Origin of the sequence: Nonomuraea sp. B19D2 (assembly GCF_040137845.1) — a bacterium.
In the GTDB taxonomy this organism is placed as follows: domain Bacteria; phylum Actinomycetota; class Actinomycetes; order Streptosporangiales; family Streptosporangiaceae; genus Nonomuraea.
In genome coordinates, this window is record NZ_JBEFAK010000034.1 from 87,343 (window position 1) to 108,319 (window position 20,977).

23 protein-coding genes are annotated in these 20,977 nt (G+C 71.8%); 14 read left to right on the forward strand and 9 right to left on the reverse strand.

From position 1 onward, the window contains the following. Nucleotides 1–84 precede the first annotated feature (84 nt). Nucleotides 85–1,302, reverse strand: coding sequence for an epoxide hydrolase family protein (locus ABN273_RS42245; RefSeq protein WP_349455069.1), 1,218 nt, complete (start codon nt 1,300–1,302; stop codon nt 85–87). A gap of 268 nt (nt 1,303–1,570) precedes the next feature. Here ABN273_RS42245 and ABN273_RS42250 point away from each other — a divergent pair, with 268 nt between their 5' ends. From ABN273_RS42250 to ABN273_RS42280, 7 genes are all read left to right on the forward strand, one after another. Continuing rightward, nucleotides 1,571–1,699, forward strand: coding sequence for a lasso RiPP family leader peptide-containing protein (locus ABN273_RS42250; RefSeq protein WP_349455070.1), 129 nt, complete (start codon nt 1,571–1,573; stop codon nt 1,697–1,699). Nucleotides 1,700–1,769: 70 nt separating this feature from the next. Further along, the gene (locus ABN273_RS42255; protein WP_349455072.1) at nt 1,770–3,584 is read left to right on the forward strand and encodes an asparagine synthase-related protein; all 1,815 of its coding nucleotides are present in this window, start codon (nt 1,770–1,772) and stop codon (nt 3,582–3,584) included. Further along, the gene (locus ABN273_RS42260) at nt 3,581–3,856 is read left to right on the forward strand and encodes a lasso peptide biosynthesis PqqD family chaperone (protein WP_349455073.1); all 276 of its coding nucleotides are present in this window, start codon (nt 3,581–3,583) and stop codon (nt 3,854–3,856) included. Before ABN273_RS42255 ends, ABN273_RS42260 begins: the two co-directional genes overlap by 4 nt. After that, complete coding sequence (locus ABN273_RS42265) at nt 3,853–4,338, forward strand: lasso peptide biosynthesis B2 protein (protein WP_349455074.1); 486 nt, start codon at nt 3,853–3,855, stop codon at nt 4,336–4,338. Before ABN273_RS42260 ends, ABN273_RS42265 begins: the two co-directional genes overlap by 4 nt. Continuing rightward, a complete protein-coding gene (locus ABN273_RS42270; RefSeq protein ID WP_349455075.1) occupies nt 4,338–5,144 on the forward strand; it encodes an endonuclease/exonuclease/phosphatase family protein in 807 nt (268 codons plus the stop codon). The genes ABN273_RS42265 and ABN273_RS42270 overlap by 1 nt, the downstream gene beginning before the upstream one ends. A 168-nt stretch (nt 5,145–5,312) precedes the next feature. Further along, nucleotides 5,313–5,681 (forward strand): nuclear transport factor 2 family protein, encoded by a 369-nt coding sequence (locus ABN273_RS42275; protein ID WP_349455076.1) that lies wholly within the window; start codon nt 5,313–5,315, stop codon nt 5,679–5,681. Between the two features lie 49 nt (nt 5,682–5,730). Then, nucleotides 5,731–6,072: a DUF1330 domain-containing protein gene (locus ABN273_RS42280; RefSeq protein ID WP_349455078.1), complete on the forward strand. Its 342-nt coding sequence runs from the start codon at nt 5,731–5,733 to the stop codon at nt 6,070–6,072. 6 nt (nt 6,073–6,078) lie between these two features. Here the strand turns inward: ABN273_RS42280 and ABN273_RS42285 are convergent, their stop codons facing one another. From ABN273_RS42285 to ABN273_RS42305, 5 genes are all read right to left on the reverse strand, one after another. After that, a complete protein-coding gene (locus tag ABN273_RS42285; protein ID WP_349455079.1) occupies nt 6,079–6,378 on the reverse strand; it encodes a cupin domain-containing protein in 300 nt (99 codons plus the stop codon). A 54-nt stretch (nt 6,379–6,432) separates the two neighbouring features. Beyond that, complete coding sequence (locus tag ABN273_RS42290) at nt 6,433–9,171, reverse strand: helix-turn-helix transcriptional regulator (protein ID WP_349455080.1); 2,739 nt, start codon at nt 9,169–9,171, stop codon at nt 6,433–6,435. Between the two features lie 86 nt (nt 9,172–9,257). Continuing rightward, nucleotides 9,258–9,647 carry a DUF742 domain-containing protein gene (locus ABN273_RS42295; protein ID WP_349455081.1) on the reverse strand — a complete coding sequence of 130 codons (390 nt, stop codon included), beginning with the start codon at nt 9,645–9,647 and terminating at the stop codon, nt 9,258–9,260. Nucleotides 9,648–9,653: 6 nt separating this feature from the next. Then, a complete protein-coding gene (locus ABN273_RS42300) occupies nt 9,654–10,052 on the reverse strand; it encodes a roadblock/LC7 domain-containing protein (protein ID WP_349455082.1) in 399 nt (132 codons plus the stop codon). Beyond that, entirely contained in the window at nt 10,049–12,772 is a 2,724-nt protein-coding gene (locus ABN273_RS42305; RefSeq protein WP_349455084.1) for a sensor histidine kinase, read from the reverse strand. Before ABN273_RS42305 ends, ABN273_RS42300 begins: the two co-directional genes overlap by 4 nt. A gap of 326 nt (nt 12,773–13,098) precedes the next feature. On the opposite strand from ABN273_RS42305, the gene ABN273_RS42310 reads away from it, so the two are divergent. Continuing rightward, nucleotides 13,099–14,091, forward strand: coding sequence for an ABC transporter substrate-binding protein (locus ABN273_RS42310; RefSeq protein WP_349455085.1), 993 nt, complete (start codon nt 13,099–13,101; stop codon nt 14,089–14,091). Here the strand turns inward: ABN273_RS42310 and ABN273_RS42315 are convergent. Both ABN273_RS42315 and ABN273_RS42320 read right to left on the reverse strand, forming a co-directional pair. Next, nucleotides 14,088–15,095: a nitrilase-related carbon-nitrogen hydrolase gene (locus ABN273_RS42315; protein ID WP_349455087.1), complete on the reverse strand. Its 1,008-nt coding sequence runs from the start codon at nt 15,093–15,095 to the stop codon at nt 14,088–14,090. The two genes, ABN273_RS42310 and ABN273_RS42315, sit on opposite strands and share 4 nt — an antisense overlap. Beyond that, on the reverse strand, nt 15,092–15,889 hold the full coding sequence (locus ABN273_RS42320) for a DUF1838 family protein (protein WP_349455088.1): 798 nt from the start codon (nt 15,887–15,889) through the stop codon (nt 15,092–15,094). Before ABN273_RS42320 ends, ABN273_RS42315 begins: the two co-directional genes overlap by 4 nt. A gap of 300 nt (nt 15,890–16,189) precedes the next feature. On the opposite strand from ABN273_RS42320, the gene ABN273_RS42325 reads away from it, so the two are divergent. The 4 genes from ABN273_RS42325 to ABN273_RS42340 are packed head-to-tail and all read left to right on the forward strand — an operon-like array spanning nt 16,190 to nt 18,263. After that, nucleotides 16,190–16,828 carry a TetR/AcrR family transcriptional regulator gene (locus tag ABN273_RS42325; RefSeq protein ID WP_349455089.1) on the forward strand — a complete coding sequence of 213 codons (639 nt, stop codon included), beginning with the start codon at nt 16,190–16,192 and terminating at the stop codon, nt 16,826–16,828. A gap of 3 nt (nt 16,829–16,831) precedes the next feature. Continuing rightward, complete coding sequence (locus ABN273_RS42330) at nt 16,832–17,119, forward strand: DUF6204 family protein (protein WP_349455090.1); 288 nt, start codon at nt 16,832–16,834, stop codon at nt 17,117–17,119. A gap of 27 nt (nt 17,120–17,146) precedes the next feature. Continuing rightward, a complete protein-coding gene (locus ABN273_RS42335) occupies nt 17,147–17,713 on the forward strand; it encodes a helix-turn-helix domain-containing protein (protein WP_349455092.1) in 567 nt (188 codons plus the stop codon). 22 nt (nt 17,714–17,735) lie between these two features. Continuing rightward, the gene (locus ABN273_RS42340) at nt 17,736–18,263 is read left to right on the forward strand and encodes a GNAT family N-acetyltransferase (protein WP_349455093.1); all 528 of its coding nucleotides are present in this window, start codon (nt 17,736–17,738) and stop codon (nt 18,261–18,263) included. A 6-nt stretch (nt 18,264–18,269) separates the two neighbouring features. Here ABN273_RS42340 and ABN273_RS42345 read toward each other — a convergent pair whose 3' ends face one another. After that, entirely contained in the window at nt 18,270–19,121 is an 852-nt protein-coding gene (locus ABN273_RS42345) for a MurR/RpiR family transcriptional regulator (RefSeq protein ID WP_349455094.1), read from the reverse strand. 64 nt (nt 19,122–19,185) lie between these two features. On the opposite strand from ABN273_RS42345, the gene thrC reads away from it, so the two are divergent. Together thrC and ABN273_RS42355 are read left to right on the forward strand one after the other, a co-directional pair. Further along, nucleotides 19,186–20,250: a threonine synthase gene (gene thrC / locus ABN273_RS42350; RefSeq protein WP_349455096.1), complete on the forward strand. Its 1,065-nt coding sequence runs from the start codon at nt 19,186–19,188 to the stop codon at nt 20,248–20,250. A gap of 117 nt (nt 20,251–20,367) precedes the next feature. Further along, nucleotides 20,368–20,976: a biotin transporter BioY gene (locus ABN273_RS42355; RefSeq protein ID WP_349455097.1), complete on the forward strand. Its 609-nt coding sequence runs from the start codon at nt 20,368–20,370 to the stop codon at nt 20,974–20,976. The last annotated feature ends 1 nt before the right edge of the window (nt 20,977 follow it).

Sequence of the window (20,977 nt, forward strand, 5' to 3'; positions counted from 1 at the left end):
CGACGCTGTTGCTTGGCGGTCGGCCTTCCGGCCCCAGCTCACGCCGGGTTTTCCGCTCAAAAGCGGGGCCGGCACGCGGCCCGGCTATCGGCGTCCGCGGAAGGTGCGCCGCAGGTCATCGACCCACCGGTCGGGGATCTCCCAAGGGATGAAATGGCCGCCACCCTCGTGGGCGGTGAGGTTGACCAGGTTGTACCAGGCGGCACGGTCGCTGCCGAGAAAGTGCTGGACGCGCTGGTCGGTGGTGACGCCTGGCGGGTTCTCATAGCCGACGAAGGTGATGCCGGTGGGCGCCTCGACGACCGGCTGCCGATCGTGGGACGGGGTCCAGGGGTAGCGGTTGTTGTTGGCGTAGGTGCGGATCGAGGTGCCGATCGTGTTGGTCACCCAGAAGATCATGGCGTGGGTGAGCAGGTCGTCTTTGGTGAAGACGGTCTCGATGTCGCCGTGGTTGTCGCTCCAGTTCACCCAGCGTTCCAGGATCCAGGCGAGCATCCCGGCGGGCGAGTCGGTCAGGCCGTAGGCAAGGGTGCTCGGGGCGAGCACGTGCGCGGCCAGATGGACGGCGAACCGCTTTTCCAGCGCCAGGAGCCTGGCGTGGACGTCAGCGGGCAGGCCATCGGGGATGGGCCGGCCGCCGCTGAGGTCCCAGCCCCGGTCGCCGTTGAACAGGGTGAGCTTCTGGCCGGAGCCGATGTGGATGCCGTACAGCTCGTCGGCGTACTTGTGGCCGAGCTGGCCGGTGACCAGGGCGCCGACGTCGCAGCCGGCCGCCGCGTACCTGGAGTGCCCGAGTACGCCGGTCATGAGGGTGTGCCACAGGTCGGCGACCTTCCAGAAGTTCATGTCCGGGTGGTCGGGCAGCGGGCTGGAGAAGCCGAAGCCGGGGAAGGAGGGCACGATCACCTCGAACGCCTCGGCGGGGTCGCCGCCGTGGGCGCCCGGGTCGGCCAGCGGGTCGATGACCTTCGACCAGTGCCAGAACGTCCAGGGCCAGCCGTGCGTGAGGATCAAGGGTATGGGGTCGGGGCCGGCTCCAGGCTTGCGCATGAAGTGCACCGGGACGCCGTCGACCTTGACGCGGTAGTGCTCGTAGGCGTTGATCGCCGCCTCGGCCTTGCGCCAGTCGTAGCCGTCGCGCCAGTACTCGACCAGCTCTTCCAGGTAGGGGCGGGTCACGCCATAGTGCCCGTCCTCGTTGCCTGCGTCATCCGGCCAGCGGATTGACTCCAGCCGCTGCCGGAGGTCGGCGAGCATCTCGCCGGACACATGGATGGGTACCGGTTCCAGCGGGAACGTCAAGATCTCTTCTCCTGTTCATGTTGCCGGTTGATGTCCACGAGGCGCCTGCGGTCAGAGCGGCCGAGGCGAACGGGCCGGCCCACCGCGAACGCCGTCACTGGGTCTCTCTGCTTCACATGGCAACAACATAAGATATTTATATAACATTTTTATGCACTCCCTCTGTCCGAGCCTGTCCGAGTACGGCCGAACCCCTGTTGGACAGCAGGAGCGTGGGTCTTCACTGACGGTGACACGGCGATCCGCCGCACCGACGAAGGGAACTGTCATGATCGACAACGAGCGCAACGAGCCGTACGAGCCCCCGCAGCTGCTCGAGATCGGCGAGTTCGGGCAGCTGACCCGCGGCTACGGCATGCTCAACATGGACCACGCCTACTACTTCAAGCTGTGGTGATGCCACCGTGCCCACATCCCCGGGCCGCTGATGGACGCGGTCCACTACTACCAGTGAGGCGAGGGGTCCGGTGCGCAAGCTGAGCGGCGAGGAGTTCGCGGTGCTGCCCGACAGCGCCGCCGGCGAAGCCCTCGCTGAGGCGCTGCACGGCGCGGTGGTGCTGAGCTACGCGTCCGGCCGTCCGTGTCTGCTGGCCGCCTCGCCCGGCGAGATCGTCCACGCGGAGGCGGGCCACGCGCGGCTGGCGGTGATCGGCACATGCCCGGTCACCGCCGGCCGGCTCCGGCGGATGGCGGCGCGACTCGGGTGCCTGGCGGACGCCGACGCGGTGGCTGCGGCGCTGCCCGGCAGTTTCCATCTGGTCGCCGTCGTGGGCGGGCAGGTCCGGGTGCAGGGCACCGCTTCGGGCATGCGGCGGGTGTACTACGCGCGGGCCGGCGGGGCGGTGGTCGCATCCGGTCGGGCGGCGGTGCCGGCCGCGCTGACGCGGGCGGCGGTGGACGAGCAGGCTCTGGCGGTGCGGTTGCTGATGATGGTTCCGCCGGCGCTGGCCCAGCCGCTGTGGGAAGGGGTCGCCATGGTGCCGCCCGGTGAGGCGGCCCACATCGACGCGCACGGGGTACGGCTGCGCGCTTGGTGGCGGGCGCCGGAGCCGGAGATACCGCTGCAGGAGGGCGCTCCCGTGGTGAGGGCGGCCCTTGAGGAGGCCGTGGCCGCCCGGATCGGCGAGGGCGCGGTGGTGGCCAGCGACCTGTCCGGCGGGCTGGATTCCACGCCGGTCAGCTTCCTCGCCGCCGCAGCGGCCGGGGAGCGGTCGGCGAAGCTGATCACGTTCGTGCTGGCCATCGACGATCCCGAGCATGACGACCCGGAGTGGGCGGCCCGGGCGCGGGCGCACCTCCCGGGCGAGCACGAGGTGGCCCGGGCCGGTGACCTGCCCAAGTGGTTCGCCGGGGCGGCCGAGACCGTTCCCGGGCTGGACGAGCCGACGCGGTGGCTGCGCACGCTGGCCCGCGAACTGGCGAGTTCGGCACTGCTGGCCGGGCGAGGAGCGGCCAGGCGCCTGACTGGGCACGGCGGTGACGAGGTCACCCTGCTGCCCGACTGCTACCTGCACGACCTGGCCCATCGCCACCCGGCGGCGCTCTGGCCCCACCTGCGCGAGCAGCGGTCCAGGGCCCGGTGGCCGCTGTGGGCGTGCGCCCGCGCGCTGGCCGACCGGCGTCCCTATGCCGCCTGGCTGGCGGATCAGGCGGATACGCTCAGCGCGCCGCTGTCCCGCTTCCGCCCGGACTTCGGATGGGAGCAACCGCTACGCCTGCCTGACTGGACGACCGAGGCCGCGACGGACGCGGTCCGCCAGCAGCTCGTCACGTGCTCCGCCGAGCCGTACTCGCCTCTGCGCGCCCAGCACCAGAGCCTGTCGAGCGTCCGTTCCATCGCCGCCTCCGTCGACGGCGTGCGGATCCTGACGGGACGCGTGGGCGCCCCCGTGCACGCCCCCTATCTGGACGACCACGTCGTCGCCGCCTGCCTCGCCGTGCGGCTGGACCAGCGGGCGGCGCCCGGCGCCTACAAGCCGCTCACCCGGGCCGCGATGCGCCAGGTCATGCCGGCCGAATGCCTGGAACGCACCACCAAGGGGGAGTTCTCGGCCGAGATCTACCAGGGGCTGTGCCGCCACCGCGGCCAGCTCCTGACCCTGCTCGACGGTTCGCTGCTGGTGGAGCGCGGCCTGGCCGACGCCGCCGCCCTGCGCCGGGCCTGCGTGCGCACCCCGGCCGAGGGCGGGCCGGGCGTGCTGGCACTCGACGTCTTCATCGCCGCCGAGAACTGGCTACGAGCCCTTCTCGCCTACCCCGCCCAGGAGGAGTCGTGCACGTGAGCCTTCGCCCCGGCGTCACTCTCACCCCGATCGACGAGGTTGCCGTGCTCCTGGACGAGCACACCGGCCACTACCGCCAGCTGAACGCCACCGCCGCGCTCGTCCTGCGCAGCCTGCTGGCCGGACACGGCCCTGATGGGGCCGCCCGCGACCTCGTCCGGATGCATCCGGGCGCGACGCCCACCGCCGAGGCGGACATCGCCGCGTTCGTCGCGCAGTTGCGCGCCGCGAACCTGATCGTCGAGGCCGTCGACTGGGAGCAGCCGCGATGAGCGTGTCCATGGTGCCCGCCGACCGGCCCAGCCTGCCCTGGCGCCGCCGCCTGCCGGCGCTGTCCGCCGTGGCCGCCGCGCACCTGATCGCCCGCCTGCCGCCGGCCCGCATCCGCGCGGTGCTCACGTTCGCCCGCCGCGGCGCACCGCCCGCCGCCGCCGAGCAGGCCAGAGCGGCACGGGACGCGGTGATCGCGGTCAGCCTGTCGTGCGCCGGGGAAGGCTGCCTGCCCCGCTCCATCGCCGCCGCCCTGCTGTGCCGGTTGCGCGGATCCTGGCCCACCTGGTGCGCGGGCGTACGGGTTCACCCGTTCGGCGCCCATGCCTGGATCGAGGCCGACGGCCACCCCGTCGACGAGCCGCCCCACCACTACCGGGCCACGATCGTCATCGCCCCGGACAGAGAAGCTTCGAAATCGATGGATGGACAACAAGCACACAACCGAGGACGCTCCAGCCCGCGCGTGATGAAATACCGGTGATGATCAGATATCTCGTGATCGCCGGGCTGTTATCCCTTCACCTGCCCGCGCAGGCCCCTGTGCTTCACGTGATGACGTGGAATGTCTGCGCAGGCACGTACAACAGCTGCCCCCTCTTCCGCCGCACCACCACCGAGCTGGCCTGGCACGTTGCCGTGCTGGCCACCAAGGCGGACGTGGTCTTCCTCCAGGAGTTCTGTACGGGCGCGGACGCCGACCTGGAGCGCGAGCTGGAGGCACGCACCGGCCGGGCGTGGAGCATCAAGTCGGCCGGGTTCGCCCACCCGGATGGCTCGTCGTACCAGTGCTCCCCCGACTGGAGCGGCAGAGCGCGCGGGGCGCAGAGCGTCACACTTGCCGTGGCCGAGCAGGACGCTCGCTTCGAAGTGCACGCGTTGACCTCGCCGCCGTGGGGCACCCGCAGGTACGCGGTCTGTACGGCCGACCGAGCGTTGTGCACCGCGCACTTCTCGTCCGGCTCGATCTACGACGACAGGCAGAAGGGCGCGCCCTACCGGCGCAGACAGCTTCGCGAGCTGTTCAAGCTCGGCCGGGGTGTCGTCGGCGGCGACCTCAACCTGGTGCCGCGCGATGCCGCCACCGCCTACGCGGGTCGCGACGAGTGCGACCCGCGCAACCGCTGGACCTACGTCACCCGCAAGCGGAAGATCGACTACGTGTTCGTCAGCGACGGCCGCATGCGGGGTTGCTTCGTCGACTACGCCAGGAAACGATGGTCGGACCACGTACCGATGCACGCGTGGGTGGTGCGGGGGCGCCCTCGATCTGTGCGACGTGCTCCTTGACGTGCTCCACGCTGGGCGCCTGACCAGCACCATCAGCCGTATCCGCCCGATCTTCTGCGACCCCTACTGAGGGCGTGTGCGGAAGTACTTAAGCGCGTCAGATTCCCCGTCGTTCCCGTCTCCCTAAGTTGGTGGTCACAAGAGAGCACGACCACTGGGGAGAGAGATATGAGCGACATGAACGAGCTGGTCCAGCGCTACCTCGCCGCATGGAACGAGACCGACGCCGCAGCGCGGCAGGCCGTGCTGGCGGAGGTCTTCGCCGAGGACGCGGTGTACACCGACCCGCTGGTCTCCGTTCAGGGCAGGGACGGGCTCGACGCCACCATCGCCGCGGTCCAGGGGCAGTTCGGCGGGCTGGTCTTCAGCCTCGGCGGCGCCGTGGACGCCCACCACAACATCGCGCGGTTCACCTGGCACCTGGGCCCGGAGGGCGCCGAGCCGATCGTCATCGGCTTCGACGTCGCGGTGATCGGTGACGACGGGCGGATCAGCCAGGTGCTCGGCTTCCTCGACAAGGTGCCGGCCGGAGTCTGAACACCTCGGGGCGGTCCGCCCCGCCCGTCCATGAATCTGAGGAGGAACCATGAACGCCTATGTGATCGCGCACCTTCGTGATCCGGAGAAGCAGCACCCGGACGTGGCGGAGTACATGGAGAGGATCCAGTCGACGATGGATCCGTTCTCCGGCCGCTTCATCGTCCACGGGGGAGCGGTGGACGTCCGCGAGGGCCAGTGGCCCGGCAGCGTCGTCATGCTCGAGTTCCCGTCGGTGGACAACGCACGGGACTGGTACGAGTCGGCCGCCTACCAGGCGATCCTGCCGCTGCGAGCGGACCACCTGGAGGGTGAGGTGATCATCGTCGAAGGTGTCGAGCCCGACCATGACTCGGCCGCGATGGGCGCCGAACTCAGGAAAGCGCTCTGACCTTCGTCAACTGGTGACGTCGTAGTTGAAGCCGAAGGCGCGCACACCGGTCTCCGTGCGGGGGCGGTGGCTCGTCTTGGGGCCGAAGGCGACGTAGGTGCCCGGGCCGTGGGTGCGGTCGCCCTCGATGAGTTCGCCGTTCACGACGAAGTAGGCCTCGCCGTAGGTCTCGTGGACGTCGAGGTCCGGCCATTCGGCGCCGGGGGCGAGGTCGATCACCCACGTCCTGATGCCCGGCATGCCGGGGAGCATCCGTACGTGGATGCCGGGAGCCAGCTCGATCGGCGGGACTTCATCGACGTCCACGGGGAGTATTTGTCCAGGTAGCACCTGTTCCGGAGCGATCACCGGGACAGGATGTCACAGCCCTAGTTGACCGGCGAAGTCCTTGAGCTCGCTCCGGGAGGCGATGCCGAGCTTGGGATAGGCCTTGTAGAGGTGGTAGCCGACCGTTCGGTGGCTGAGGAAGAGCTGCGCGGCGATGTCGCGGTTGGACAGGCCCTGCGCGGCGAGCCGGGCGATCTGCAGTTCCTGCGGGGTGAGGCCGGCGGCCACGCCTTCGGCGGGCCTGGGGCCCTGGTCCTGGGCGCCGGTCGCGGTGAGCTCGCCGCGGGCGCGTTCGGCCCACGGCCGCATGCCGAGCCGGTCGAAGATCTCCAGGGCAGCGTTCAACGGCCCGCGCGCCTCGGCCTTGCGCCGGGCCCGGCGCAGCCACTCGCCGTGGAGCAGCGCGGTCCTGGCGTACTCCAGCGCGCGGCTGTCCTGGTCGTGCAGTTCGAGGGCCGCCGTGTAGAACGCCTCCGCCTGGTCGTCGGCGGCGAGCAGCCCACGGCAGCGCAGCACGAGCGCGTCGGCCCACGGCTGCCGGACCGACCCGGCCCACCGCTCCAAGCGCGCCAGAGGTTCGGCGGCGCATTCCGGCGCCCCCACCCGTACGGCCGCCTCCACCAGGTCGGGAATGGAACGGGTGGCGCAGATGTGATGGCGCATCGGCTCGCGGGTCAGGCGCTCGAAGCGGGCGAGCGCCGCCTCGGCGCGGCCGAGACCGAGGTCAAGCAGCCCGAGCGACCAGTGCGCCCACGGCGCGCCGGGGGCGATGGCCCCGGCGGTGGCCCCCGCCAGCCCCTCCTCGGCGTTGCGCCGGCAGGCCGCCTCCGCTCCCTTGGCCGCGTCGAGGTAGGCGAGCACGCTGCTGAACTGGCTGACCCACTGCTGCTGGCCGGTGTCGCGGGCGAGCCCCAGAGCCTCGGTCGCCGTGGCGAGCGCGTCCAGGTGGCGTCCGGTGAACACCTCGCCCTCGGCCATGAAGAACAGCACCGTCGGCAGCCGCCCGGCGCCGCCCCGGGCGCGGTGTTCGGCGGCGAGCGCGGCCGCCAGCTCGTAGGCGTCGGCGTCCTGGCCCAACGCGAGTGCCGCGCCGCAGAGGATCATCAACACCTGGTCGGGGGCCCGGCCCCGCCGCCGCATCGCCGCGAGGGTGTCGCCAAGCGGCGGCGGGCGCTCGGCACGGCCCCGGTCGAGGTGGACGAGGTAGGGCCCCACCGGCGCGAGTGGATCCGCCTCCTCCAGCGGGAGCGCGACCAGCCGGTCCAGCGTCGCCGCGAGCTGCCGTTCCCCCAGGTACCAGGAGGTGTGAACGGCCTGGATCAGCAGCACGGCGGCCTGGCCGGGATCGGTGTCGCGGATGAGCTCGGCGCCGTCCAGCAGCAACCGGTGGGCGGCGGGGTAGGAGCCCTGCCAGAAGTCCGCGAGCGCCCGCACTTGGGCGATCCGCGCTTGCGCCGCCGGGTCCTCGTCCAGCCGCCGGGCCGCGCGGCTCCCGAAGGCTCTGGCCCGCTCCAGGTCACCCGCCTCCAGCGCCGCCTCCGCCGCCAGGGCCTCGCGGTGAGCCCTGGCGGCGGGCTCGACGCTCAGGCGGGCGGCCCGTTCGTACGCCGCCGCGGCCGCCTCGTGACCGCTGCGCTCGCGGGCGCGGGCGGCGGTGCGTTCCAGAGCGGCGGCAGCCTCCTCGTCAGGTCCGGTGGCGGCGGCCGCCAGATGCCAGGCCCGGCGGTCGGCGTGCTCGGGCGAGCCGAGGGCGGCGGCGAGCGCGCGGTGGACGGCGAGGCGTTGCCCGAGCGGCGCCCGCTGGTAGACGGCGGCGCGGATCAGCGGATGGCGGAAGCGGAGCACGGTGCCGTCGGCGTCGCCGCGGAGCACCAGGCCGGCCCGCTCGGCGGGAGACAGGTCCTCGACGGACGCCCCCAGCGTGGCGGCGGCGCGCAGGATCACGGCGAGCTCGCCGCTCTCGTCGGCCGCCGCCACGAGGAGCACGCTCTGGCAGGCCTCCGGCATCCGGCTGACCTGGCCGTGGAAGGCCAGGTGCAGGCGGCTGGTGAGGGGGAGTGCCCCCGGCGAGAAGGCGCTGCCGCCTTCTGCGGCCAGGGCGACCGGCAGCTCCAGCAGCGCCAGCGGGTTGCCGCCGGCCTCGGCGAGCAGGCGGTAGCGCACGGCGGGCGCGAGCGGATGCCGGTCGAGCAGGGCCGCGGCCGCCTCCGGGGCCAGCCCGGACAGGCGCAACTCCGCAAGGCCGGGGGCGGGGAAGGATCCCTCGCCGTCCCGGGCGGCGAAGATCATCACCACGCCCTCGGCGTGCAGGCGCCGGGCGGCGAACATGAGCGCCTCCCGCGACGCCCGGTCGAGCCACTGCGCGTCATCGACGAGGCACAGCAGCCCCGTCTCGGCCGCGTGCTCCGCCAGCAGGGAGAGCACCGCCAGCCCCACCAGCATCGGCTCGGACCCGGATGCGGGCTCGAGCCCGAACGCCGCCTCCAGCGCCGCGCGCTGCGGGCCGGGCAGCGCGCCGAGGGATCCGAGCGCCGGGCGCAGCAACAACTGCAGCCCCGAGAACGGCAGCTCCGCCTCGAACTCGACCCCCGTACCGCGGACCAGCCGCATGTCCCCGGCCGCCGCGGCGGCGTGGTCGAGCAACGCCGTCTTGCCGATGCCCGGCTCGCCGCGCAGCACCAGGGACGAGCTGGTGCCCGCCCGGGCTCGCGCCAACAGTTCGGCGATCGTGTCCTCTTCGGGCTTTCGCCCGTACAGCACCCCCGCTTCCATGGCCCAATCCTGGCATTCGCCGGGAAGCGTCCCGTACGGGCTGGTCAGCACCTGGTCGGCCCGCCAGCGCTGGGGGGAACGCGTGCTCAGAGCCGTTGCAGTCCGCCGAGCACGCGTTCGAGCAGCCTGGGGTCCGGCCGTCCGCCGGGCAGCTGCGGATGGTGCAGCTGCAGGAGCCCCTCGGCCGCCATGTCGGCGATCAGCACGCGGGCGACCCCGAGCGGGATCTGCAGCACCGCCGCCACCTCGGCCACCGAGCGGACCTGCCGGCACAGCTCACTGATGGCGGCGTACTCGGGGGTGATGAGGGCGAAGGCGTGCGGCGGGGCGTCCGCGGAGCAGACCAGGGCCTCCATCGCCAGCTTGATGCGCGGCGCGGTACGCCCGCCGGTCACGGCGTAGGGCCGGACGGGCGAGTCCTGGTCCTGCTCGTCGGGGTCGGGCGGCGGCCGCCAGCCGCTGCGCGGGTCGGTCATCCGCGCTCACCTGATCTGACGGGAGCGCAGCTCCGGGGTGAGCACCTGCCCGGCCCGGTCGGCCAGGAGCGTCATCTGGTACGCCACCACGCCCATGTCGCAGTCGGGGGCGGCCAGCACGGCCAGGCAGGATCCGTCGCCGATGACCACGTTCAGCATGAGCCCGCGCTGCATCTCGACGGCGGTCTGGATGACCGGGCCGCCTCCGAACAGCGAGGCCGCGCCCTGCGTCAGGCTGGCCAGCCCCGAGGCGACGGCGGCCAGCTGGTTGGCGCGCTCGGGGGGAAATCCGGCCGAGACGGCGAGCGGCAGCCCGTCGGAGGAGACGACGGCGGCGTGGGCGACGCCCGGGACGGACCGGACGAAGTCGGTGATCAACCAGTCGAGGTTGCTGTCGCGGATCATAGGCCTTCCTCGCGGATCGTGCTCCCTGCTGTGAAGGGAGGAGTGCTGCGCGTGCTGATCTCGTCGCGTGCGGCTCGGAAGCCCCGCTGGTAACCGGCCATACGCTCGCGGATCTCCTCGGGGGAGATCTGCGGGATGGGGGCGACGCCCTTGGGCGCCGAGGCGGTCTCGGCGCTGCCGGGCACCAGGTTGGCCTTGGGCACGCGTTTGGGCAGGCCAGAGGCGGTGGTGCCGTCGTTGGCCGGGCTGGCGGCGGCCTCGGCGGCGCTCCACCCGGCGTCGACCTGGGGTGAGCCCCAGCCGCTGTCGGATTTGTCGCGGTTGAACCAGGCCGACTCCACCGCGGCGAAGATCGGCAGGTAGCCGTCGGCGGCGGGGCCGTCCAGGCTGCCGGAGAGCGGGTCGCCGAGGACGGGCCGGGCGCCGCCCGAACTCGAGCCGTTGGCGATCGGGCTGTTGGTGACCGGGCCGCGGAAATCGGGGTCAGGGGCAGGGGCGCCGCCTCGCAGGAGGTCGAATCGTGCCCTGGCCGCGGGCGTGTCGAATGTGCCGTACCAGCCGGACCAGCCCGCCGCGGGCTTCTGGGGACCGGGATCGGTGGCGAACGACGGCCAGTCGGCCATGTCCGGCGTGCGCTGGCGCGGCGGCTGCACCACGGGCGGGCAATCCTCCCAGTAGCCGGGAAACGGCCGGCCGAAGGGCGAGGCCGCGCCCGGCGTCGGGAAGGCGGGCGGCTGCAGCAGCGCCTCCGGCAGGAACACCGTCGCGGTCAGGCCCCTGGCGTCGTTCGGGCGCAGCTGCACGCGGATGCCGTGGCGGTGGGCCAGCCGGGCGACCACGTAGAGGCCCATGCGGCGCGAGACCGAGATGTCCACCGCGGGCGCGCGGGAGAGGCGCTCGTTGGCCTGCGCGAGCTCGGCGGGGACCATGCCGATGCCGGTGTCGCTGATGGTCAGCACGATGCCGCCCCCGCCACTGGCGCCGTCGACGGTGTCGGCGTCGACGACGACCGGGGAGTTCTGGGGCGAGAACGACAGCGCGTTCTCCAGCAGCTCGGCCACCAGGTGGATGATGTCGTTCACCGCCTGCCCGGAGACGGCGCTGCCGGTGGTGACCCGGGCGTTGACCCGCTCGTAGTTCTCCACCTCCGACAGGGACGCGCGTACGACGTCGGCCACGCTGACCGGCTTGTTCCACCGCCTGGGAGGCTCCTGACCGGCCAGGAGCAGCAGGTTCTCGTTGTTGCGCCGCATGCGTGTGGCCAGGTGGTCGAGCCGGAACAGGCTGGCCAGCCGCTGCTCGTCCTGCTCGCCCCGCTCCAGCCCGTCGATGAGCTTGATCTGCCGTTGCACCAGGGTCTGGCTGCGCCTGGACAGGCTGACGAACATGGCGTTGACGTCGGCGCGCAGCCTGGACTCCTCGCCGGCCAGCCGGACGGCCTGGCGGTGGACCTCGTCGAAGGCCCGGGCGACCTCACCGACCTCGTCCAGGGAGTCGACCCCGATGGGGGCGATGGCCACGGTGGACTCGTCGCGTGTCTCGCGCAGCGTGCGCACGGTCCGGGGCAGGCGGACGCCGGCGATGTGCAGCGCCTCCGTACGCAGCCTGCGCAGGGGCCTGACCAGCGACTGGGCCATGATGGCGGTGACGATCAGGACCGCGAGCAGCAGCAGGAGGCTGTAGGTGGCGGCCAGGAGCGCCTCGCGGCGCGCGGAGTCCTGCAGCGTGCGGCTCTGCACGATGATCGACTCGCCGAGGCGCCGCTGCACCGTCCACATGCCGTCGACGGTGCCGCTGATCGCCTGGAACCAGCGGTCGGCGTCGTCGTCGACCTCCGGGTCGATGTCGATCCGGCCGCCCCCGGTGACCTGGGCCAGCGCGCGCAGCCTGATCACTTCCGCGCGGTCCACCAGCGTGCCGGTGACGGTGTCGTCGTACGTCTGCAGCTCGTCCAGCGTGGCCGCCGACCGGAACACGGAGACCTCGCTCTCCTGCTGGGCGCGGGCGGCCATGAACCGGTCGAGTTCGCCGCTCTGGAAGCGGCCCGCCGAGGCCACCGCCGCGAGCAGGCCGCGTTGCTGCGAGGCGGCGTCGTGCGCCTTGGCCAGCGCCGACAGCGCGCGGACGCTGTTGGCCAGGGACTCCTGGTCGCCGCCCTGGCCGATCTGGTCGTGGAACTGCTCGAAGGCGTTGATGATCTGTGAGTACTTCGTCAGCGCGGGCAGGGCGAGCAGCTGGGTCTTCAGTACGGTGTCGCGGGTCGCGGCGATCTCCGGCAGGCGGCTGAGCATCTGCTGGGTGATGGTCCAGGCGCCCTCACCGTGATCGGGCGTGATCGCCCGGGCCTTGGCGCGGACGGCGGCGGCCGCCAGGTCGACGGGGGCGAACTGCCCGCGCATCGGCTGCTCGCGTTCGGGCGTGCGGCCGGCGCCGATGAAGTGGACCGCGAGGTCCCGTTCGTGGGCGAGCTGGTGGGTCAGCTCGATGATGGCGTCGCCGAGCTCGGCCTTGTCCAGCACCTGCTGGTACTGGCCGGCCGCGGCCCATGAGGTGATGACCTGCTGGGCGCCGACCACGACGCCCACTCCGGTGGGGATGACGATCAGGGCGACGAGACGAGCGCGTACCCGCCAGTCCCGCAGCCGCAGCCTGCGCCGGTGCCTCCTGTGGGCGTGTGCTAATCGGGGGCGAGGTCCGACCGTGGTCGGTTGCTTCGTCACTGACTCCCCACTCTTTCGCCTGAATGCACGCCGGCATGCGAGGCGCGTGCTGCGCGCCCGGAGACGAAGAGCAATTTGAGCACACGCCGACGAGCTAGGCCAACCTTACAAAGCACGTGACTCCGATTGGAATGGTTGATTGACCACGAATCCGGCAAGTCCCGAGTCATGACATTTCATGGCAATTACCGCAACCCCTGCTGTACGATCACCGACTGTCCGCGTGACTGCCACCCGTTCTCGCTTGTCAGGGCGTTCAGCGCGGTCTTTCCCTTGCGTGACCTGATGCGTGACCTGATGCGTGACCTGCCAAGGAGAAACCATCAATGGATTCCGGCTCTGCTTTTCGCGCGTTCCTGGCGTTACTGGCCGCCGCCACGCTCGCCGCGTGCAGCGGCGGCACCGGCTCCGCAGCCAGGACGGCCCCGCCGGGGACCCTGGAGAAGGCCACGCTGACCATCGGCGTCAGCCCCACGCCCTCCTCGGCGCCGGTGTTCATCGCCGATCGCAAGGGGTTCTTCAAGGCCGAGGGCCTGACCATCAAGACGGAGATCATCCAGGCGCCGCAGGCCGTCATGCCGAAGATCCTCAACGGCAGCATCGACATCTTCAAGGGCAGTTACGTCTCCCTGATCAACATCCAGGACAGCGGCGCCGCGAAATTGAAGATCCTTTCAGACAGTCTGCAGGCCGCGCCCGGCATCGCGGGCGTCGTGGTACGCAACGACTCCCCGCTGCAGACGCCGAAAGACCTCCTGGACAAGACGATCGCGGTCAACTCGCTGAACAACCTGGGCACCATGTCCATGAGCGCCCATTTGAAGGCGCATGAAGTGACGCCGAAACAGGTGAAGTTCGTCGCCATCGATTTCCAGGCCCAGCTGGCCGCGCTCACGAGCGGGCAGGTCGACGCGGCGTGGATGGTGGAGCCCTTCCTGTCGGCCGCCCAGCAGGCCGGCGCCCGGCTGCTGCTCGACACCAACACGGGGCCCACCGACGCGCTGCCGATCGACGGCCTGGCCGCCACGGACGCATGGGTGACCGAGCACCCGAACACCACCGCCGCCTTCCAGCGCGCGGTCGCCAGGGCGCAGCGCCTGGCCGCGACCAACCGCGCCGAGCTGGCCGAGGTCGTCCCGCTCTACACGCAGACGCCCAAGCAGGCGGTGATGACGATGGCGATGGGCACCTTCCCGACCTCGCTCAGTCCCAAGCGCATCCAGCGGGTGGCCGACCTGATGTACGAGTTCGGCTACCTGAAGGCGAAGGTGGACGTGGCCTCCATGGTGGTCCAGGAGCCCGGCCGGCCGGCCGGCTAGCCGGAGCCGTACAGGCGCTCGATCGCCTCGACCTGCCTGGCGGTGAACCACTCGCGCTCGCGTGCGCCCTGCGACAGGCCTTCGGGCCGCTCACCGTCGTGCCTGGCGTACTCCTCGGCCCACAGCCCGGTCTTGACCCGGCTCAGCAGGTTGCCCATGCCGGGCCGCCGCCGCAGCCGGCGCAGCGCGCCGACGTCCAGCTCGGCGGCGGCCACCAGCGACTCGCCCTGGCCGGCCTGGGCGAGCACCCGTCCCTGGTGGTCGAGCACCTCTGAGCCGCCGTTGGTGGAGTCGCCGGGGATCGCGATGCCGCGCAGGCCGCCGCTGTTGGCCGAGACCACGTAGGCGAGGTTCTCGGCGGCGCGGGCGCGGCGGGCGATCGCCTTCGGGGTCAGCGCCGGCGAGGAGGCCTCGGAGGTGGGGTGGCAGAAGACCTCGGCGCCGCGCAGGGCCAGCGCGCGGGCCAGCTCCGGCATGAGGATCTCCTCCGAGGCGAGCACGGCCAGGTTGCCGATCTCGGTGCGGGCCACCGGCAGCACGCCGTCGACGCCGTAGATCTCCAGGTAGCGCTCCCACACGTCGTACGGGCTCGGCGTGAACATCGAGTGCAGCCTGCGGTAACGCAGCACCGCCTCCCCTTGCGGGGACAGGATCACCGAGGCCTGGAAGTACAGCTCGGGGAAGTGCTCGTCGCGCTCATAGGCGTTCACGCACAGGAACACCTCGTGCCGGGCGGCGATCTGGGCCAGCGCCTCGTACTCGGGTCCGCCGGGCTCGAGTGCGGCCTTCTGGCGCCACTCGGCGAAGCTCTCGCGCATCGGGAACCCGGTCATGACGTACTCGGGCAGCACCACCAGGCGCAGGTCGCGACCGAGCCAGGCCTTGCTGCCGCCGACCTGCTCGCCGATCCGCTCGATGGCGGCGCGGATGGCGGCACGCGGGTCCGGCGCGGCGTTGACGGCCCTGGTCTCCATCTGGAGCGCCAGGGCCGTGTACGCGGTCACGGGCGTCCGTTGGCCGCGCACCAGCCGGCCCAGGTGGTGGCGCCCTTGCCGAGTTGCTTGTTGTAGAAGGAGCTCCAGGAGTTCTCGCTGGCGCCGGGCGCGCTGGGAGCGGCCTTGTAGAGCGGGTACTTCGCCTCGACCTCGGCGCGCAGCCACGGCTCGACCTCGTCGTAGGAGTTCAGCGACCAGCTGCGGGCGTGGTAGGTGAGCTGGCCGCGTACCTCGCTCTCCGCCAGGCACATGAACGGCGTCCACGGGCTCGTACGCGCCCAGCTGATCTTCGTCTTCATGGCGCCGAGGGGGACGGTGCCCGGGGTGGTTCTGGCGGCCACCTCGCGGTCGTCGACGGAGAAGTCGAACATCTCCTGCGCCGCGTACACGCCGCCCACGAGCCCGAACCGCTCGCCGAGCGCGGTGCCGAAGTCAGCGCGTACGGGGATGTCGCTGGTCCACACGGTCTCATCATGCAACGTGCGCAGCGGCGGGCCGGCGTAGGAAGAGGTGACGTTGAACGGGCCGAAATTCACCGTGTCGTTGTTGATGGGGATGACCGGGTAGGTCTTCTGGTCGATCGGGTTCTTCCATTCCCGCAGGATCCGGGTGGGGTCGGCCGGGTCGGTGTAGAAGACGATCTCGCGGGAGAGCTGGTAGAGCTGCGTCGTGTCCGGCACCCGGTACAGGCGCCTGATGTTGTAGCCCTCGATGTTGAACAACTTCTGGCCGTGCCGGATCGCCGGGTCGAGGCTGTTGCCTTCGACGTTCGCGTACACGCTGCCGGAAATCCGGAAAACCATGTCCTTGCCGTCGGGACGGCCAAAAGTCTGGAGCGAGAGAAGGCCGCTCCGGTCGGTGACCGTTTTGTAGACCGGTCCAGGAGATGTCGGACTTGTGGGTTCAGCGTCCGCCGCCGCTCCCGGCGCACTCACGCTCACGAGGAGAGCAGTGAGAACTAAGGACCTGATGACTTTGCGCGTGACCATGGGGCACTCCGGACGGTGAGCTGATAGAGCAGCCCATGTGATCATGCGCCGGGCGGCGCTGTCCACCGCGCCCGAAAACTGCAATCCACTTAAAGATTGCAGTAGACTCCAAGTATGGGTGAGGGGCTGCGGGAGCGGAAGAAGCGGCTGACCAGGCAGCGCATCTCGGACGTGGCCGTCGGGCTGTTCGTGGAGCGCGGCTTCGAGAACGTCACGATCGCGGAGGTCGCCGAGGCCGCCGAGGTGTCGGTGAACACCGTCTACAACTACTTCGCGGCCAAGGAGGATCTCGTCCTGCCGCCGGAGGAGGCCTCGCCGGATCGGCTGGCCGGCATCGTGCGGCGGCGACCGCCGGGCCGGTCGGCCGCCGCCGCGGTCCTGGCGCGGCTGCGCGAGGAGGTGCGCGGGCGTGCGCGCACGGTCGGGCTGACGACGGGCTTCGGGCCGGTGCTGGAGATGATGCGGGCCGCCCCCACGCTGGCCGCCCGGCTGGAGGACCTCGGCCACCGGATGACCGAGGCGCTGGCCGCCGAGCTGGCCGCGGAGACCGGCGCGAGCGCGGGCGATCCTTTGCCGCGGGTGATGGCCTGGCACATCGGATGCCTGCACGCGCTGGTCTACGCCGAGATCGGCCGCCGCACGGCGGCGGGGGAGCAGCCCGATGCGATCGCCGGGGCGGTGCTGGAGTTGCTGGATGTTGCCGAAGGCGTGCTGGGCGAGCAGGTGCTGGCCTACGCCGTACGAGAGGAGTGAGCGGTGTTCAGGGTGACGATCAGGGGGAAGTTCAAGGAGCTCGACGAGGCCGGGCGGGCCGCCGTGCTGGCCGCGGGCGGCGCCGCCTACACCGAGGCGGGGACGTTCACCCGTGACCAGAGCGTCACGGTGTTCACCTTCCGCTGCCAGGTGCCCGCCGGGCCGGACGACGGCGAGGACGAGGCGGCGCTGGGGGCGATGGCCGCGCTGGAGGCGCACGGGCATCCGCACGAGATCCTGCAGCTCGCGGTGACGGACATGCGCGACATCAAGGTGCGGCGTCGACGATGATCTCGCATGTGGGATATATTCCCGAATGTGAGATATGCGGAGGAGGTCGAGGCCCGGCTCGCCGGGCGGCTCGCTGAGCTGCGCCTCGAGCGGGGCTGGTCGCTGGAGGAGCTGGCGAGCCGGTCGGGGATCAGCCGCTCGACGCTGTCGCGGCTGGAGCGGGGCGAGATCAGCCCGACCGCCGCCCTGCTCGGCAAGCTGTGCAGCGTGTACGAGCGGACCATGTCGCGGCTGCTGGCCGAGGTGGAGTCCGAGCCGCCGCAGCTCGTACGGGCCGGGGCGCAGACGGTCTTCCGGGACGAGGAGTCCGGGTTCGTCCGGCGCTCGGTGTCGCCACCGCATCCAGGGCTGCGCGGCGAGGTCGTGGAGGCGACACTGCGCCCGGGAGCGGGCATCTCATACGAAACGCCTCCCGTGCCCGGGCTGGAGCAGCACATCTGGGTGCTGGAGGGGGCGGTGGAGATCACCGCGAACGGCCACACCCACACCGTCGAGGCCGGCGACTGCCTGCGCTTCCGGCTCTGGGGCGCCTCCCGCTTCCGCTGCCCTGGCCCGTCCCCGGCCCGCTACGCCCTCCTGCTCGTACTCCCATGACCCACTTCGGATGAGGAATCGCATGCACACCATCGAACGCCTGGCCGCCGAGGAGTTCGACGCCACCGTCAAGGACCTGGCCGAGCTCCTGGTCGACGCCGTGGACAGCGGCGCGTCCGTGGGTTTCCTGGCGCCGTTCGACCATGAACGGGCCGCCGCCTGGTGGCGGGCGCAGGCGCCGGCGGTGGCCGAGGGCAGCCTCCTGGTCTGGACGAGCCGCGACGAGGGCGTCATCACCGGCACCATCAGCCTGGCCCTGGCACGCAAGCCGAACGCCCGCCACCGCGCCGAGATCGTCAAGCTCATGGTCCACCGCGACGCACGGGGCCGGGGCCTGTCACGGGCCCTGCTGGCCACGGCCGAGCAGGCCGCCCTCGACGCCGGCGCCGACCTGCTGCTCCTGGACACCGAGACGGGCAGCACCGCCGAGCACGTCTACCTCACCGGCGGCTGGACCCGCTACGGCATCGTCCCCGACTACGCCGGATCCCCGGACGGCACGCTCCAGGACTGCAGCTTCTTCTACAAGCGGCTCGCCAAGACAGGCTGAGCCCTTTCACAACGTCTGCATGAGCGCCTCGAGCTCGGCCAGGCGCCGGGCGGGTGCCAGGCGGGCGGCCGTGGCCACGAGCAGCAGCTCGGTGACGGCGATCTCGTGCGCGAGCGGCGCGATGGGCCCGGCGGCCTCGCGCGGCAGCCTGATCAGCACCTCCGCCTCGGCCGACAGTGGCGACTCCCACGCGTCGGTGACGAGCAGCAGCCGCGCGCCCCGGGCGCGGGCGGCCCGCACGAAGCGGGCGGTGTCCGGGGAGTATCGCCGGAAGTCGTAAGCGACCACCACGTCGGAGCCGCTCAAGTCCAGCACGGTACGGGCCCGGGCCTGCGCGGGCTCGGGCACCCTAAGCGCGCCGGGGCGCAGGCTGGCGAGCTGGCGGATCAGGTATTCGGCGGCCAGCTCGCTCAGCGGCCCGCCCAGCGCCCACACGGCCCCGGCCTCGGCGAGCAGGGCCGCCGAGGCTTCGAGCAGCGGATCGGTGACGGCGGCGAGCGTGCTGTCCAGGCCCGTACGCAGGTCCTCGGCGGCGCGCCGCAGTTCGGGCACCTGCCTGCCGGGCACGGGGTTCTCGGCCGTGTCCGGCGATCGCGTCACGAACTCCAGCAGCCGCGACCGGTCCCGCGCCCCGTCACGCACGGCTGCCTGGAAGTCGGCGAACCCGGCGTACCCCAGGCGGTCGAACAGCCGCGACGCCGTGGGCGGGCTCACCCCGGCGCGCTCGGCCAGCGCCCGCAGCGAGCCCAGCGCCGCGAACGGATAGTCGTCGAGCAGCACCCGCACGATCGCCCGCTCGCCGGGCGGCAACTCGGGATAGACGGCGCCGAGGCGGTCGGCCACCGGATCGTTCTCCACAATGACAAATGTTACATCACTTCTCGCTTGCCAGGCGGCATGAAACAAGTGTTACGGTTCCGGCATGAGAACCTGGCATGGTCTGATCGACAGCGACTACCGGCGCTGGCTGCCGGTCACCGCCGACACCCCGTCCGTCTCGCTCAACGAGGGCAACACCCCGCTCCTGCGCTCGGCGCACCTGTCGGAGCTCACCGGCTGCGAGGTCTGGCTGAAGGTGGAGGGCGCAAACCCGACGGGTTCGTTCAAGGACCGCGGCATGACGGTGGCGATCAGCAGGGCGGCCGAGGCGGGCGCGCAGGCCGTCATCTGCGCCTCCACCGGCAACACCAGCGCCTCTGCCGCCGCCTACGCCGCCCGTGCCGGGGTGACGGCCGCCGTGCTGGTCCCCAAGGGGCGGATCGCGCTCGGCAAGCTGAGCCAGGCTGTACGGTACGGCGCCGAGATCGTCGAGATCGACGGCAACTTCGACGACTGCCTGCGCGTGGCCCGCGAACTGGCCGCGCACCACCCGATCGCGCTGGTCAACTCCGTCGGCAACGAGCTGCGCCTGGCCGGGCAGCGCACGGTCGCCTACGAGATCGTGGACGCCCTCGGCGATGCGCCCGACGTGCACTGCCTGCCGGTGGGCAACGGCGGCAACATCACCGCCACCTGGGGCGGCTACCGCAACTACCACGGCGCGGGCCTGGCCGGCCGGCTGCCGCGCATGTGGGGCTTCCAGGCGGCCGGGTCGGCCCCGCTCGTCCACGGCGCGCCCGTGGCCGATCCGCGTACGGAGGCCAGCGCGATCCGGGTCGGCAACCCGGCCACCTGGGACGGCGCCGTCGCCGCCCGCGACGAATCGGGCGGGCTGATCGCGGCGGTGACCGACGAGCAGATCTTCGCGGCGTACCGGATGGTGGCCCGCCGCGACGGCGTCTTCGCCGAGCCCGCCTCGGCGGCGGGCGTCGCGGGCCTGCTCGAGCAGCACGCGCGGGGCGCGCTGGAGCCGGGGCTGCGGATCGTGATCACGCTGAGCGGCAACGGGCTGAAGGACCTGGACGCCTCTCTGCGCGACGGCTACACCTCGACGGAGACCTCCGCGTCCACCTCCGACGTGGCCCGGGCCCTGCGCCTGGCCGCCTGACCGGCCTTGGCAGCACCGCGTTGTGGAGGCGGTATCGGTCGTTCGCAGATGAACGCACGGAAAGTTGTGGGATACCTCCATGCCTGAACCAGGGTGTTCTGGTGTGGGATCGACCTCATGAAGGATGCAGAGAACAGACGCGGGTTCCCCACGGGCGACCTGGCGCGGGTGGCTGTGTTCGCAGCGCTGATCGCGGTGCTCGGCCTGCCCGGCTCGCTGAACGTCTTCGGCAACACGGTGCCCATCACGCTCCAGACGCTCGGCGTGATGCTGGCGGGCGCGATCCTCGGCACGTGGCGGGCCGCGCTGGCCGTCGTGGTGCTGCTCATCCTGGTCGCGGCAGGTCTGCCGCTGCTGGCGGGCGGGCGCGGCGGGCTGGCGGTGTTCGCCGGGCCGTCGGCCGGGTTCCTGATCGGCTGGATCCCGGGCGCGGCCGTGACGGGCTGGCTCGTCGAGCGGGCGGGCCGCAATCCGGGCATCGTCCGCCTGACGGTGGCGTGCCTGGTGGGTGGCGTCGGCGTGGTCTATCTGTTCGGCATCCCCGTCCAGGCGGCCGTTACCGGCGTGTCCCTGGGGAGTGCGGCGCTGCTCAGCACCGCCTTCCTGCCCGGCGACCTGATCAAGGCGGTGCTGGCGTCCATCGTGACCAGGGGCACGCAGCGGGCCTACCCGGACGCGGTCCCCGCCGTGCACCAGGAGCGGCTGCGTACCGGCGGGGGGCGTTGAC